12 protein-coding genes and 1 pseudogene are annotated in these 15,079 nt (G+C 60.1%); 8 read left to right on the top strand and 5 right to left on the bottom strand.

The annotated features are described in order from the left end of the window. Positions 1-1,098: DUF748 domain-containing protein (locus B7L09_RS09505; RefSeq protein WP_438269306.1), on the bottom strand; the 1,098-nt coding region annotated here is incomplete at its 3' end. 97 nt (positions 1,099-1,195) lie between these two features. On the opposite strand from B7L09_RS09505, the gene cysK reads away from it, so the two are divergent. The 3 genes and pseudogenes from cysK to B7L09_RS09490 all read left to right on the top strand — a co-directional run bounded on the left by cysK (position 1,196) and on the right by B7L09_RS09490 (position 4,637). Beyond that, positions 1,196-2,170, top strand: coding sequence for a cysteine synthase A (gene cysK / locus B7L09_RS09500; protein ID WP_094468616.1), 975 nt, complete (start codon positions 1,196-1,198; stop codon positions 2,168-2,170). 214 nt (positions 2,171-2,384) lie between these two features. Next, positions 2,385-3,323: pseudogene (locus tag B7L09_RS09495) on the top strand (aspartyl/asparaginyl beta-hydroxylase domain-containing protein). 450 nt (positions 3,324-3,773) lie between these two features. Then, entirely contained in the window at positions 3,774-4,637 is an 864-nt protein-coding gene (locus B7L09_RS09490; RefSeq protein WP_094468615.1) for a DMT family transporter, read from the top strand. A 48-nt stretch (positions 4,638-4,685) separates the two neighbouring features. Here the strand turns inward: B7L09_RS09490 and B7L09_RS09485 are convergent, their stop codons facing one another. The 4 genes from B7L09_RS09485 to B7L09_RS09470 form a co-directional block, all read right to left on the bottom strand. Then, the gene (locus B7L09_RS09485; RefSeq protein WP_094468614.1) at positions 4,686-5,627 is read right to left on the bottom strand and encodes a LysR family transcriptional regulator; all 942 of its coding nucleotides are present in this window, start codon (positions 5,625-5,627) and stop codon (positions 4,686-4,688) included. A gap of 69 nt (positions 5,628-5,696) precedes the next feature. Then, complete coding sequence (locus B7L09_RS09480) at positions 5,697-7,226, bottom strand: tripartite tricarboxylate transporter permease (RefSeq protein WP_094468613.1); 1,530 nt, start codon at positions 7,224-7,226, stop codon at positions 5,697-5,699. Further along, entirely contained in the window at positions 7,223-7,756 is a 534-nt protein-coding gene (locus B7L09_RS09475) for a tripartite tricarboxylate transporter TctB family protein (RefSeq protein WP_094468612.1), read from the bottom strand. The genes B7L09_RS09480 and B7L09_RS09475 overlap by 4 nt, the downstream gene beginning before the upstream one ends. 52 nt (positions 7,757-7,808) lie before the next feature. Beyond that, positions 7,809-8,825 (bottom strand): Bug family tripartite tricarboxylate transporter substrate binding protein, encoded by a 1,017-nt coding sequence (locus B7L09_RS09470; protein WP_094468611.1) that lies wholly within the window; start codon positions 8,823-8,825, stop codon positions 7,809-7,811. A 441-nt stretch (positions 8,826-9,266) separates the two neighbouring features. On the opposite strand from B7L09_RS09470, the gene B7L09_RS09465 reads away from it, so the two are divergent. From B7L09_RS09465 to araD1, 5 genes are all read left to right on the top strand, one after another. After that, a complete protein-coding gene (locus tag B7L09_RS09465) occupies positions 9,267-10,538 on the top strand; it encodes an MFS transporter (protein WP_255141787.1) in 1,272 nt (423 codons plus the stop codon). After that, positions 10,531-11,502 carry an amidohydrolase family protein gene (locus B7L09_RS09460; RefSeq protein WP_094468609.1) on the top strand — a complete coding sequence of 324 codons (972 nt, stop codon included), beginning with the start codon at positions 10,531-10,533 and terminating at the stop codon, positions 11,500-11,502. Before B7L09_RS09465 ends, B7L09_RS09460 begins: the two co-directional genes overlap by 8 nt. Beyond that, positions 11,499-12,503 (top strand): 4-hydroxythreonine-4-phosphate dehydrogenase PdxA, encoded by a 1,005-nt coding sequence (locus B7L09_RS09455; protein WP_094468608.1) that lies wholly within the window; start codon positions 11,499-11,501, stop codon positions 12,501-12,503. Before B7L09_RS09460 ends, B7L09_RS09455 begins: the two co-directional genes overlap by 4 nt. Positions 12,504-12,828: 325 nt before the next feature. Further along, positions 12,829-14,004 carry an L-rhamnonate dehydratase gene (locus tag B7L09_RS09450; RefSeq protein ID WP_094468607.1) on the top strand — a complete coding sequence of 392 codons (1,176 nt, stop codon included), beginning with the start codon at positions 12,829-12,831 and terminating at the stop codon, positions 14,002-14,004. Between the two features lie 38 nt (positions 14,005-14,042). Continuing rightward, on the top strand, positions 14,043-15,038 hold the full coding sequence (gene araD1, locus B7L09_RS09445; RefSeq protein ID WP_094468606.1) for an AraD1 family protein: 996 nt from the start codon (positions 14,043-14,045) through the stop codon (positions 15,036-15,038). Positions 15,039-15,079 lie beyond the last annotated feature (41 nt).

Below are 15,079 nucleotides of genomic sequence, written 5' to 3'. Positions count from 1 at the left end.
CTCCGGCTTCGGCCGTTCATACCGGGCGTTAAACGCCTGGACAAAACCATTACGCAAAATCTGCAAAAACGCCTGGAACGCGCTGATATCTTGTCGATGCACATTGCCGCTGAGCTCAACGCGAGTGGCAAACTGGTTCTTGCCCTGGTTTTTCAGCACGGTTTCGGAGCCGCCGACAATGGCCTCCCAGATGGAACGGAAAAGTCCTTTGTCCTTGTTTTCCACGTCCTGCTGCCAGTTGAACACGTCCACGTCTTTGAGCAGCGGTTTGATGTAGCCCGTCAGTTTGGCATTTTTGGCCTGCGCTTCGATCACCACGTCGCCGTGACCGGCGCTGAAGTCGAATTTGCCATAGGCCGAGGCAAAGTCGTTCATGCGTTTGAGTTCGATGTCTTTTGCCCGAAGTCGGAATTCGAAGTCTTCAAAGTTGCTTAGAGGGTCGAAGGTGGCCGTGGTTTCCAGAGGCGCGTGCCCCAGCAACAACGCCTTGCCTTCAAAACGGGCGTCACGCTTGCCTTCGGTATCGGCCACGTTGGTCAGGTTGTAAATGCTGGCGTTGACCTGTGTGGCGTTCATGTTGACGGGAGGCTTGGAATTGAAGTTTCGAAAGCTGATCTTGCCATCGTAGATGCGTATTTCGTTAAAGGTGAACGGCGCCAGTTTGCCCAACTGCGCGCGCCAGTCGGTGCCTTGACCTGTTTGGGAGTTCTGTTTGTTGGCGCCGCCGTCGACGAAGTTCACCTCTGGATTAAAGAACTTTACTTCGGCCACCACGGCATGGTCGTACAGGAGCGAATGCCAGCTGACGGCNACGTCGATCAATGGTGCCTTGACGAACGGCACAGGCACCTTGCCGTCGACCTTGACGATCTGCAGGCCGTTGATTTTGTAGGCGCCGCGCCACAGGGCCACGTCCACGTCCGTGACCTGGCCGCGGTAATCGCCCATGTCGGCAAGCTTGTCGTTCAGGTAGTTGCGCACCAGGTAGGGCAGGGCGATATGCAGGGCAACCAGCAGCACAACGAGGCCGGCGAGGGTCCACAGGGGCCAACGGTATCGACGTTTCATGGCGGTAAATCTCTGGCGATATAAAGCCATTGACTGCGGTGTTTACCGGACGTTCGACCCGACTGGACGACCACCGGCAACAGGCATACCTTTGGGAGCTTATTCAACGCTGTACAAGGACCCAGCCATGAGCCGTATTTACGCTGACAACGCCCATTCCATCGGCAANACGCCCCTGGTTCAGATCAATCGCATCGCACCGCGTGGCGTGACCATCCTGGCCAAGATCGAAGGGCGTAACCCGGGTTATTCGGTGAAGTGCCGCATTGGCGCAAACATGATCTGGGACGCCGAAAGCACCGGCAAACTCAAGCCCGGCATGACGATTGTAGAACCGACCTCCGGCAACACCGGCATTGGCCTGGCGTTTGTCGCCGCCGCCCGTGGCTACAAGCTGCTGCTGACCATGCCGTCGTCGATGAGCATCGAGCGACGCAAAGTGCTCAAGGCCCTGGGCGCCGAACTGGTACTGACCGAGCCAGCCAAGGGCATGAAAGGCGCGATCGAGAAGGCTGCCGAGATCCTGGCCAGCGATCCGGCCAAATACTTCATGCCGTCGCAGTTCGACAACCCGGCCAACCCGGCGATCCACGAGAAAACCACCGGCCCGGAAATCTGGAACGATACCGACGGCGCGGTCGATGTGCTGGTGGCGGGCGTTGGAACCGGCGGAACCATTACCGGTGTTTCGCGGTATATCAAGAATACCCAGGGCAAACCGATTATCTCGGTAGCCGTGGAGCCGCTGGTGTCGCCGGTAATTTCCCAGGCGATGGCGGGTGAAGAGATCAAGCCGAGCCCGCACAAGATCCAGGGGATCGGTGCCGGTTTTGTCCCGAAGAATCTGGACTTGTCGATCGTCGATCGGGTTGAGTTGGTCAGTGACGACGAATCGAAGGCCATGGCCCTGCGCTTGATGCAGGAAGAAGGGATTTTGTGCGGTATTTCCTGTGGCGCCGCGATGGCGGTGGCGGTACGGCTGGCCGAGAAACCGGAAATGCAGGGCAAGACCATCGTGGTGATCCTGCCGGACTCGGGTGAGCGCTACCTGTCGAGCATGTTGTTCAGCGATCTGTTTACCGAGCAGGAGAATCAGCAGTAGGCGCTGACTGCGATCATTTGATCTTTTGGTGAGAGGGCTGATTCAGGTCAGCCCCCGTTCAGGAACCTTATGTTAATAAGTGCTTTATTGCACAAGCCTTAATACTGAATGTCGAGTTTTGCGGGTTTTTCCCGAGGCCGGTAGTGTTTATCATGGCCGGCTGCCACGTCGGGTAAATGGCGTTGTGCAAGAGCCTAATCTCAAGGAGCCGTAGATGACCTTTTCCTTTGCCGCGAAAGCGTCTGTGTTGCTGCTATTTCTTGGCAGCACGCTCTATGTGCATTTGCGCGGCAAGTCGCGATTGCCGGTTCTGCGTCAGTTCGTCAACCACTCGGCCTTGTTTGCACCTTACAACGCGTTGATGTACCTGTTCTCCAGCGTACCGTCCAAACCCTATCTGGACCGCAGCAAGTTCCCGGAGCTGGATGTGCTCAAGGACAACTGGGAAGTGATTCGCGAAGAGGCGATGCACCTGTTCGACGAGGGGTACATCCGCGCCGCCGAAAAGAACAACGACGCCGGTTTCGGTTCGTTCTTCAAAAAGGGCTGGAAGCGCTTCTACCTCAAGTGGTACGACAAACCGCTGCCATCGGCCGAGGCCCTGTGCCCGAAAACCGTGGCGCTGGTCAGCAGCATCCCCAACGTCAAGGGCGCAATGTTCGCGCTGTTGCCGGGGGGTAGCCACCTCAACCCGCACCGCGACCCGTTTGCCGGTTCGCTGCGTTATCACCTGGGTTTGTCCACGCCGAACTCCGACGACTGCCGCATCTTCGTGGATGGCCAGGTTTACGCCTGGCGCGACGGTGAGGACGTGATGTTCGACGAAACGTACGTGCACTGGGTGAAGAACGAGACTGAAAAGACCCGCGTGATTCTGTTCTGCGACATCGAACGCCCGCTGAGCAACCGGCTGATGACGCGCATCAACCGCTGGATCAGCGGNTAGTTCGGCCGCGCCACGGCGCCGCAAAACCTTGATGATGAGCGTGTGGGCGGGATCAACCAGGCGTATGCCTGGAGCAAGACCTTCAGCGACAAGTTCAGCGGTGTGGTCAAGCGCTGGAAGCGTCGTAATCCCAAGGCGTACCGCGTGCTGCGGCCGGTGCTGGCGGTGGCGGTGCTGACGTTGTTGGGGTATTGGTTGTTTGGCTGACTGGATTTAATAGAAAACCGCTCCTTGGGAGTGGTTTTTTTATGGGGGAAATTTAAATGATGCGCCCGCGACGAGGTGTCGTTACTGGCCCTTTGTCCAAGTCATTGCAATTCATGTCCGCCGCTGGTTATAGTCGGCGCTCGGTGGTGCTCTTACCCCACCGTCCACCTCATCAAAAAAGATCAGCCCATGCCAGCTTCCCTGCGCATAGCGGTAGTCGATTCAGCGGTCAACGCTGTGGTCGTGCCGTGCGGGAATAAGCAGCCTGCGCAGATCAGTCACTACCCCCCACCTGTCAGTCGCACGCCGGTGTACGCAGTCGTATCACCGCCGGGTGTTGGCATTACGGGCTGATCAGCGAATCGCTGTGCCCTGTGCCCGCCTGAAAAAAACCTACTGAGTTTCAGCCTTGGCTGAATTGGCTTTTTTGCCTGANTACAGGTGGTATTCATGTTTGTCCTGTCGAAAAAATCCGCGCTCGCGGCGGCGTCCACGAGCCTGTTCGTTCTGCTGTGGAGCAGCGGTGCGATCTTCTCCAAATGGGGCCTGGCCCATGCNTCGCCTTTTGCCTTTTTGCTGATTCGCTTTGCCATCGCCTTGTGCGGATTGATAGTGCTGGTGCCGTTGCTCAAGCTGAAATTGCCCAAGGGCGGCAAGCCGATGTTGTATGCAATGGCCACGGGCGTGGTGTTGCTGGGGGCTTATCAGATTTTCTATCTGCTGGCGCTGGATCTCAAAGTCACGCCAGGGGTGATGGCCACCATCATGGGCGTGCAGCCGATTCTCACGGTGGTGATCATGGAGCGTCAGCGCTCGGCCAGCCGGATGTTCGGCCTGGCGCTGGGCCTGGCCGGGTTGATCATGGTGGTTTACCAGGGCATCGGTCTGGCCGGCATGTCTTTGGCCGGGATGGTGTTCGGCTTGCTGGCGCTGGCGAGCATGACGTTCGGCTCGATCATGCAAAAGCGTATCACCGACAACCCTCTCGGGACGTTGCCCGTGCAGTACCTGGCGGGGCTGTTGCTCTGCGGGATCTTCGTGCCGTTTCAGCCGTTTCATTTCGAACACAGCAGTGGGTTCATCGTGCCGGTGTTGTGGATGGGGTTGGTGGTGTCGGTGTTGGCAACGTTGCTGCTGTACCGCCTGATCGCGCGCGGCAATCTGGTGAATGTCACCAGTTTGTTTTACCTGGTGCCTGCCGTGACAGCGGTGATGGACTACCTGATTTTCGGTAATCGGCTGGCGGCATTGAGCATGCTTGGGATGGTGCTGATTATTGTCGGTCTGGTGTTCGTGTTTCGTAAAACCGCGTAAAGCAGCGTGAAAACGAAAAGGCCCGGAGCATCTGCCCCGGGCCTTTTTTTATTTGGCCAGCGCATGCTCAGCCCGTACCGAATTCATGAACGCCTGCATCGCCGACGATTGAATCCGGTGACGGCGGGTGATCAGCCCATACGGCGGCAGCCGTGCCTCAAATTTGATCGGCAACACCGCCAGCAGATCACGGCCCGGATAATCCTCCACCACCGACACCGGCGTGACGCCGAGCATGTCGGTCTGCTGGATCAAGGACAGCAAGGTCATGATCGAGGTGGTTTCAACGATGCTGCTGGGGATGTCGACCCGCGCATTGTGGAACACCTGATTGATGATCGCGCGCATCGGGCTCGGTTGTTGTTGCAGCACCCAGGTCATGTTCTGCAACTCGGCCCAGCTCAGGTTTTTCTCCTGGGCCAACGGGTTCTGTGCACCGGCAATGACGCACAAGGCTTCTTCGCCGAGGCTGTCGAACAGCAACTCTTCGGCCCGCGCGCCTGCCGGGATCCGGCCCAATACGATATCCAGTTGATCCTGCAACAGCGCCTGCACCAGCACGTCGCTGGTGTCGACCTGAATGCTCATCGACAAGCGTGGATGGCTTTGCTTCAAGGTCGCGATGGTGCGGGTCAACAGCCCCGAGGCCAGCGCGGGAATCGCCCCGACCGCGACCCGGCCAAGGTTGCCGGATTCGAGCGCGACCAATTCTTCACGCATGCCGCTCAGTTCAGCAAACACCATGCGCGCGTAGTAGATGACGGTTTCCCCGAACGGGGTCGAGCGCATGCCCCGGGGCAGACGCTCGAAGAGTTCGACGCCGAGCAGGTCCTCGGCTTCATGCAGCATCTTGGTCGCCGCCGGTTGGGTCATGCCGATGTGGTCGGCGGCGCGGCGCAACGAGCCGAATTCCTGCAACGCCAGCATCAGCCGCAGTTGGCGCAGACGCAGTCGACTGTGAATCACATTGGCAGCAGGAATTCGGGTCATGGGCCGTGCTCGCAATTAGGACTGCGGCAAGCCTGACAACAAATGCCAGGCGTTGCCAGCATTGCCGCGTTACAGCACCGATTTAGGCTTGGCGACCTGGGGTTTGCGCAACCCCATTAGGGTGCCCAGGGCCTTGGAAATCAACGGCCAGAACAGCATCAGCAACGCCGCCGTGGTCAGGCAGCCCACCAACGGGTTGGACCAGAAGATCCCCAGATGGCCATCGGAGAACAGCATCGACTGACGGAACGCATCTTCCGCCTTGTCGCCCAGTACCGCCGCCAACACCAGCGGAGCAATCGGGTAACCGAGTTTCTTGAACAGATAACCCAGTGCGCCGAAGCCCAGCATCAACACCACGTCGACGAACGAGTTGTGCACCGAGTAGGCACCGATGGCGCAGACCATGATGATGATCGGCGCAATAATCGAGAACGGAATGCGCAGGATCGAGGCGAACAGCGGCACGGTGGCCAACACCACAATCAAGCTCACCACGTTGCCGAGGTACATGCTGGCAATCAGGCCCCAGACGAAATCATGCTGCTCGACGAACAGCGTCGGGCCAGGATGCAGGCCCCAGATCATCAAGCCGCCGAGCATCACTGCCGCAGTGGCCGAACCGGGAATGCCGAGGGTCAGCATCGGCAACAGCGCGCTGGTGCCGGCGGCGTGGTCGGCGGTTTCCGGGGCGATCACGCCTTCGAGTTCACCCTTGCCGAAGTTCTCGCGGTTCTTCGAGAAGCGCCGCGCCAGGCTGTAGCTCATGAACGAGGCCGCCGTCGGACCGCCCGGCGTGATGCCCATCCAGCAACCGACCAGCGTGCTGCGCACAATGGTCCACCAGTAACGCGGCAACTTGGCCCAGGTGCGCAGGATGATCATCGGCGTGATGCGCGCATGCTCGCCGCGAAACACCAGGCCTTCCTCAACGGTGCAGAGAATTTCGCCGATCCCGAACAAGCCGATCACGGCCACCTCGAAGCTGATGCCCGTCATCAACGCTGGCTGATCGAAGGTCAGGCGCAGGTTGCCGGACACGGTGTCCATGCCCACGGCGGCCATGGCGAAACCGATCATCATCGCCACCACGGTTTTCAGCGGCGGGTTCTTGCTCATGCCGATGAAGGTGCAGAACGCCAACAGGTACACCGCGAAGAACTCCGGCGAGCTGAAGGACATGGCAAACGCGGCAATCTTGGTCGACAGGAACGTCAGCAACAACACCCCGGCCAGGGCGCCGATCAGCGCCGAACTGAACGCGGCGGTCAACGCTTCGGCAGCGCGACCTTCGCGGGCCATCGGGTAACCGTCGAATGTGGTCGCCACCGATGAGGGCTCACCGGGGATATTGAATAGAATCGAGGTGATCGAGCCGCCGAACAGCGCGCCCCAATACATGCACGACAGCAAAATGATCGCCGACACCGGCGACATGGTGAAGGTCAGCGGCAGCAGCAACGCCACGCCATTGGGGGCGCCGAGGCCGGGTAATACGCCGACCAGAATGCCCAGCAGCACGCCGATCACCATCAGGCCGATGTGGCCTGGGGTCAGGATCAGGTTCATGCCTTGCAGCAGGGAGTCGAATTCGCTCATTTGAAACTTCTCCCGGCCAGTGCAATCCAGTCGCCCATCGGGCCGGCATCCAGCGGGACCTTGAACCACAACGCGAAAATCAGGTAGCTGGCCAGCACCGCGCCGAGGGACACGGTGCCGATCATCCATTTGCCATAAGGCTTGGCGCGGACCTTGTCACGCCACATGAACCAGGCGATGAAACATGCCGAAGCCACGTAAATGCCGGTGAACGGCATGGCGCCGACGAACAGCGCTATCGGGATGAACACCGACAACACTTGGCGGAATGCACTGCGGCTGACGAATGCAATGCTCAGGGCTTGCCAGCGCACCACGGTCAACACGCCGTTGCCCACGCTCGCGGCGCTCAACAGCAAACCGATGTAGAAGGGGAAGTAACCCGGCTCGGGGCCGGAATCGCCCCAGCCGATACCTTGTTCGAGACTGCCAAACATCACCACCGCGCCGATCAGCGTGGTGAAGAGTGTCAGGCCGAGTTCGACCCAGCGGGTACCGACCAGCGCCGGTGAATCCGAAGAATGGGACATGAAAGCACCTCCAGAGGTGACGGCCGTGCGCACGCGCTCGGCCGTGAACAACTCAGTTTTTCAGCCAGCCGGCTTCTTTGAACACCGGCGTGACGCGGGCGGTGTCTTTCTCAATGTAGGCGGTCAGCGGCTCGCCTTCGAGGAAGGTCGGCACCAGCGCGTTCTGCTTCACGTAGGCCTTGAACTCTGGGGTCTCGGTGACTTTGCGCATCAGTTCGACATAGAACGCCCGCTGTTCGGCGGTGACTTCGCCGGGCATGAACACGGTGCGCGGGAAGCGGTACTGATCGATGCCCAGGCCTTCTTCGTGGCAGGTAGGGACATCGGCCCAGGATTTATCGCCGGCGACTTTCTCGGTATAGCTCATGCGCTCTTTACTGAACACACAGAGCGGCTCGACCTGGTCGCCACGCCATTGGCTGATGCTTTCGCTGGGATTGTTGACGTTCGCAGCGATGTGTTTGCCGGCCAGTTGGGTCGCGGCTTCGCTGCCGCTCTTGAACGGGATGTACACCAGTTTGCTGTTGTTGGTCTGGTTCAGCAGCAGGGTCAGGGTCTGGTCGACATCTTTGGACTGGCTGCCGCCCATGCGCAGATTCGACGGGTCAGCCTTGACCGCTGCATAGAAGCCTTTGGCGTCTTTCCACGGCGCGTCTTTGTAACTCCAGAGAATGAAGTCGTCCTCGGCGACGGCCGCGACCGGGGTCAGCTCCTGCCATTGATAGCCAAGCTTGGACACCAGCGGCAACAGGTAGATGTTGTTGGTGCCGATCACCAGTTTTTCCGGATCGCCCTTGTTCATTTTCAGGTCGAGGAAGGCTTCGGCGCCGTTGCCGCCGCCCTTGTTGAGGACGATGGTATTGACGTCGAGGAACTTGTGCGTGGTGATGATCGACTGGATCAGCCGACCGAGTTGGTCAGTACCGCCACCAGGGCCGCCGGCAACGACGATTTCGACATTCTTGTCCGGCTGCCAGGCAGCGTTGGCGAGCGCGGGGAGGGCGCCGGCGGCGATCAGCGTGCAGCCAAGAACCAGACGGGATGTGCGATGGACGAATGCATTTCGCATGGAAGGGCCTCGTTTTTTGTAATTGTTATGAATGACTTGTCGGTGCTCAGAAGCTGCAAGCCTGGCCTGAGTGTGGGAAGCCTCCGCTTCGGCGTCTAGTCAAAACAAAACATACACCGATAGCCTGTGGTTATAGGTCGCGACGGGCAAATCCGGGGTGATCGCTGGAAGCTTTGCGCCAGAGCCGTTTGGGAGGAAAGTCAGTAGAGACGGCCTGCGGTGAAAGCCCCCTGAAAGCGGGGTATGCCATAACCCGAGGCTATCGCCGTATCTCAATGATTGATTAGACGGTTATCACTGAGGCTTCGATAGTACTCACCAATGCCGTGAAAACGCGGCAGACTGCACTTCACAAAAATAATAAAAGAGGTACGCACCATGGCTCGTCCCAGTGCTTCCCTGAATCTGCCCGGCGCAGGTGTCCAGCCAACGGCCACACCAATGACCGGCGTCACCAAAGCCAGCAGCGTGCGCTGGCGGATCTTTGCGATCGTCTTCGCGCTGACCATGGTCAACCTGATCGACCGGGTCTCGCTGTCGATCGCCATGCCGACCATTGCCCATGAATTTTCCCTGTCGCCAAGCATGCAAGGGCTGATCCTCAGCAGCTTCTTCTGGGCGTATGCACTGTTGCAGATTCCCGGCGGCTGGCTGATCGACCGCTTCGGCCCGCATCGGGTCATCAGTTGGTCCACGGGATTGTGGGGCACCTTTCAAGTACTCGCGGCGTTTGCCACCGGCGGCTTGTCATTGTTGTTCGCCCGGGTTGCACTCGGTGCCGCCGAGGCGCCGTTGTTTCCGTCCGGCGGCAAGCTGATTTCCCTGTGGCTGGCGCCGAGCGAGCGCAGTCGCGGCGCGGTGTTGATGGACAGCGGCAGCCCATTGGGCGTTGCGCTGGGCGGGTTGATCATTGCCTATCTGATTGCATCCCTGGATTCGTGGCGCCTGGCCTTCGTGATTGCCGGGATCGCAACCCTGGTGTTGGCCTGGCTGGCCCGGCGTTATCTGCGCGATGACCCGGCCACTCACCCGCAAGTGAATGCCGAAGAGCTGGAGAAAATCAACGCCGGGCGTGCGACGCCCGCTGCCGAAGCCGCCCGTGTGCCGGTCAAAGGCCTGGGCATCGCGGCCCGCTCCCTGAGCGGCTTGCTGATCGGCCGTGCCAGTTGGGCGATGGTGTATTTCGGTTTGCTGACCTGGGGTCCGAGTTATCTGGCGCAGGCTCGCGGCTTTGATATCAAAGGCATCGGCGCGGCGACTTTCGTGATCTTCGTGTGCGGCGCGTTGGGTTCGCTGACCGGTGGTTTCCTCTGCGACGGGCTGATCCGCAAGGGTGTGAGCCGTGGCGTGGCGGTCAAGAGCCTGCTGGCGTTTTCCGGTCTGGTCGCCCTCGGCGCCTTCCTGTTGTTGCCGACCCTGAGCAATCCTTTTGCAGCCGTGGCGTTGTTGGCCATGACCGCATTTTTCCTGATGTGGGGCAGCCTCTACTGGAGCTTCCCGGCGTTGCTGGCGGCACCGGCACGGGTCGGGTTGATCGGCGGCGTGATGAACATGGCCGGCAGCACCGGCGGTATCGCGGTGCCGATCCTGGTGGGGATCATTGTGCAAATGACCGGAGGTTTTGCGCCGGTGCTGGGGTTCTTTGCCGTGTGCTCGGCAGTCTTTGTGCTGGCGACGTTGTTCATCAGTCTCGACGAGGTGCGCCATGGGTGAACGCTTATCTGACAAAACATGGAACGGACCGATCATCGATGCCCATCATCACTTCTGGGACCCGGCGATCAATGACCATCCGTGGCTGGCGCCCGAAGCCAACATCCCGTTTCGCTACGGCGATTACAGCGCGATCAAGCGGCGCTATTTTCCTGAGGACTATTTCGCTGACGCCGGCCCGCACTGCGTGGTGCAAACGGTGTACGTCGAGACCGAATGGGACCCGCAAGACCCGATCGGCGAAACCGTTTTTATCGAGAGTCTGACGGCCCGTTACGGCGTACCCAATGCGGTCGTGGCGCAGGCCTGGCTCGATCACCCGGACGCCCTCGCGGTACTGACCGAACAAGCGAGCTTCAAATGCGTGCGCAGCGTGCGCCACAAACCGGGCGGAGCGACTTCACCGGCGCAGGTTGGCCATGTACGCAGCCTGATGAGCGACGAACACTGGCGACGCAGTTTTGCTGCGCTTGAAGGGCTGGGGCTGCACTTCGATTTGCAGACGCCCTGGTGGAACCTGCACGAGGCTGAACGGTTGGCCCGGGACTTTCCCGGCACTACGCTGATTCTCAACCACGCCGGGTTGCCCAATGACCGCAGCGCCGAGGGCCTGGCCGGTTGGCGCCTGGCGATGGCGCGCCTGGCTAATTGGCCAAATGTGCAGGTGAAGATTTCCGGCCTTGGCCAGAGGGGCCAGGCATGGCGCGCCAAGGACAACGCCTGGATCGTGCGTGAAGTGATCGCCATGTTCGGCACTGACCGGGCGATGTTCGCCAGTAACTTTCCGGTGGACAGCTTGTGCGGCTCGTTCGACGACATCTACAGCGGTTTCAAATCCATCGTTGCTGATCTGCCGAGCGCCGATCAGGAGCGACTGTTCTACAGCAACGCGCAGAGAGTCTATCGCTGCGAGCCTTGCGCCATTGACCGCCAATGGCCTGAATCCTTGAGGAGTGAAGCATGAACAAGACAACCATCGCGATGGTGCTGGGTGACCCGGCAGGCATCGGCCCGGAACTGATCGCACGCCTGCTTGCGGAGCCTCAAGTGCGCAGCCAGGCCAACGTGATTTTGATTGCCGACGAGGCCGAAATGCGTCGCGGCATGCGCATCGCCGGGACGGAGTTTCCTTACCGTCGCGTCGAGTCGCTGGATCAGTTGGAATTTCGTGATGACACGCCGCTGTTCTATGACTTTCGTGGCGACACCCTTGGTGAGTTTCCACGCAGTGAAGCCAGTGTCATCGGCGGTCGCTACAGCCTCGACACCCTGGAAAAAGCCCTGCGCCTGACCGAGGCCGGGACCACTGACGCGGTGCTGTTCGGGCCGTTGAACAAGACCTCGCTGCACATGGCCGGCATGGCCCACAGCGATGAGTTGCACTGGTTCGCCGAGTTGCTGGGTTTCCACGGGCCGTTCTGCGAATTCAACGTGCTCGACAACCTCTGGACCTCCCGCGTGACGTCCCACGTGGCGTTGGCGGAAGTGCCGGGCATGCTCAGCCAGACGCGGGTGGTGGAAGCGATCCAGCTGATCGACACCGCGCTCAAGCGCAACGGCTTGGAAAAACCGCGCATCGGTGTGTGTGGGCTGAACCCGCACAACGGCGACAACGGCTCGTTCGGACGCGAAGAACTGGACATCATCGGCCCGGCGGTTCGCTCGGCCCAGACGCTGGGGATTGCGGCCGAAGGTCCATACCCCGCGGACACGATTTTCCTCAAGGTCCAAGGCGATGCCAGTGCCTTTGACGCCGTGGTGACGATGTATCACGACCAGGGGCAGATCGCGATCAAGTTGATGGGCTTCTCCCGTGGGGTGACGGTGCAGGGCGGCTTGCCGATCCCCATCACCACACCGGCCCACGGCACCGCCTTCGACATCGCGGGGCAGGGCAAGGCAAACGTCGGCGCAATTCGCCAGGCATTCGAAATCGCCTGCCGGATGGGCGTCAACAGCTACTGATCCAATTCCTAAAACTGCATAAATCCCCTGTGGGAGCGAGCCTGCTCGCGATAGCGGTCTGACAGTCACTAGAAGTGCCTGGCCTGACGCCATCGCGAGCAGGCTCGCTCCCACATTTGTTTTTTTGTGTGGCTGATAACCCGATCTAACCAATATCCGCTTTTTCCTATCACCGCAGGTTATCGCCGGATACGCATAAGTGATTATCCGCACCCCCCGAGCGCTGGCTAAAGTCGCTTCATCGAATGCCGGAACCCGCCACCCGAGCGGCTCTGCGCAGCGACCCGACAACTACAAAAAACCGGCAGCGCAAGGAACTGTATTCATGAAAATCAAAGCCATCCGTACCCGCGTTTTTGAGTGGAAAGGCAAAGTCGTTCCGCCTCAAGCACACTTCTGCACCAACGCCAGCGACATCCTGTTCGAGCGCGGCGACGCCATGGGCTCGTTTCGTTTCCACGGTTGGCTGGTGGTAGAAGTCGAGACCGATACCGGCCTCGTCGGCATCGGTAACTGCGCCCTGGCGCCGCGTGTGGCCAAGGAAATCATCGACACCTACCTGGCGCCGATTGCGATTGGCGAAGACCCGTTCGACAACGAATACATCTGGCAGAAGATGTACCGCCAGAGCCACGCCTGGGGCCGCAAAGGCATCGGCATGGCGGCGATCTCGGCGATCGACATCGCGATCTGGGACATCATGGGTAAAGCCGTTAACAAGCCCGTGTTCAAACTGCTCGGCGGCCGGACCAAGGAAAAGATCTGGACCTACGCCTCCAAGCTCTACGCCAACGACAACCTCGACCTGTTCCTCGAAGAGGCCCAGGGTTATCTGAACCAGGGTTTCACCGCGCTGAAAATGCGTTTCGGCTATGGCCCGAAAGACGGCCCGGCGGGCATGCGCAAGAACATTGAGCAAGTGCGCGCCCTGCGTAATCTGGCCGGCCCTGACATCGACATCATGCTCGAATGCTACATGGGCTGGACCCTGGAATACGCCCGCCGTATGTTGCCCAAACTCGCCGAGTTCGAACCGCGCTGGCTCGAAGAACCGGTGATCGCCGACGACATCGAAGGCTACATCGAGCTGAAAAAAATGGGGATCATGCCGATCTCCGGCGGCGAGCATGAGTTCACCTCCTACGGCTTCAAGGACCTGCTGGAACGTCGCGCCGTCGACGTGATCCAGTACGACACCAACCGCGTCGGCGGCATCACCGCCGCGCGCAAGATCAACGCCCTGGCCGAGGCCTGGTCGGTGCCGGTGATCCCGCACGCCGGGCAGATGCACAACTACCACCTGACCATGTCCACCACCGCCTCGCCAATGGCCGAGTTCTTCCCGGTGTTCGACGTCGAGGTCGGCAACGAACTCTTCTACTACGTGTTCAAGGGCGAGCCGCAACCGGTCAACGGCTACATCCAGCTCGACGATGACAAGCCCGGCCTGGGCCTGGAAATCTCCGATGAGTACTTGAGCGACTTCAACATCATCGAGTGACCCCCTCGCCACAAATCACGAATTTCTGGAGGGCCGTCATGCGCCTGATTCAATTTGAAAACACTGCCGGTGAACGCCAGGTAGGTCTCGTCGAGGGCTCGCAGGTCCAGGTGCTGCAAGGCACCCGCAGCACCCGTGAACTGGCCCTCGCGGCAATCCGCGCCCAACGCAGCCTGCAAGAAGAAGTCGCCCAGCGCGGCACCGAACCGGGACCGGATTACTCAAAACTGTTGCAGCAGGGCAAAGTCCTGCCGCCGCTGGACCACGAAGACCCGGCCCATTGCCTGATCAGCGGCACCGGCCTGACCCACTTGGGCAGCGCCTCGGCACGGGACAAAATGCACCAGCAGGAGGGCGCGGTTGAAGCCGGCATGACCGACACCATGCGCATCTTCAAGTGGGGTCTGGAGGGTGGGAAACCGGCGGCCGGGCAGGTCGGCGCGCAACCGGAATGGTTCTACAAAGGTGACGGCAGCATCGTCGTGCGCCCGGGCGCAGCATTCCCGGTGCCGCCGTTTGCCGAAGATGCCGGCGAAGAGCCGGAGATCGGCGGCCTCTACGTGATCGGCGACGACGGCCAGCCTTACCGCGTCGGTTATGCCTTGGGCAACGAGTTCTCCGACCATGTGATGGAGCGGCGCAATTACCTGTATCTCGCCCATTCGAAACTGCGTTTCTGCGCCTACGGTCCGGAGCTGCGTGTCGGTGAATTGCCCAGGCATCTTGCAGGCACCAGTCGGATCAAGCGCAACGGCGAAACGATTTGGGAAAAGGAGTTTCTCAGCGGCGAAGACAACATGTGCCACAGCCTCGCCAACCTCGAATTCCACCACTTCAAATACGCGCAGTTTTTGCGCCCCGGCGACGTTCACGTGCACTACTTCGGCACCGCAACGTTGTCGTTTGCCGACGGGGTGAAAACCCAGCCAGGGGATCGCTTCCAGATCAGCCTCGATGAGTTCGGCGCGCCCCTGGAAAACGGCATCGGCGAAAGTGCCCAGCCGTTGGCCATCGGCCAGGTGCGCACACTCTGACCCCCTGTAGGAGCCGGCTTGCCGGTTGATCAAGGAATCCA

The organism is Pseudomonas mandelii (genome assembly GCF_002251635.1).
Lineage (GTDB): Bacteria > Pseudomonadota > Gammaproteobacteria > Pseudomonadales > Pseudomonadaceae > Aquipseudomonas > Aquipseudomonas mandelii_B.
The sequence above is the reverse complement of the archived record's forward strand: the minus strand, read 5'-3'. Positions and strand labels throughout refer to the sequence as shown.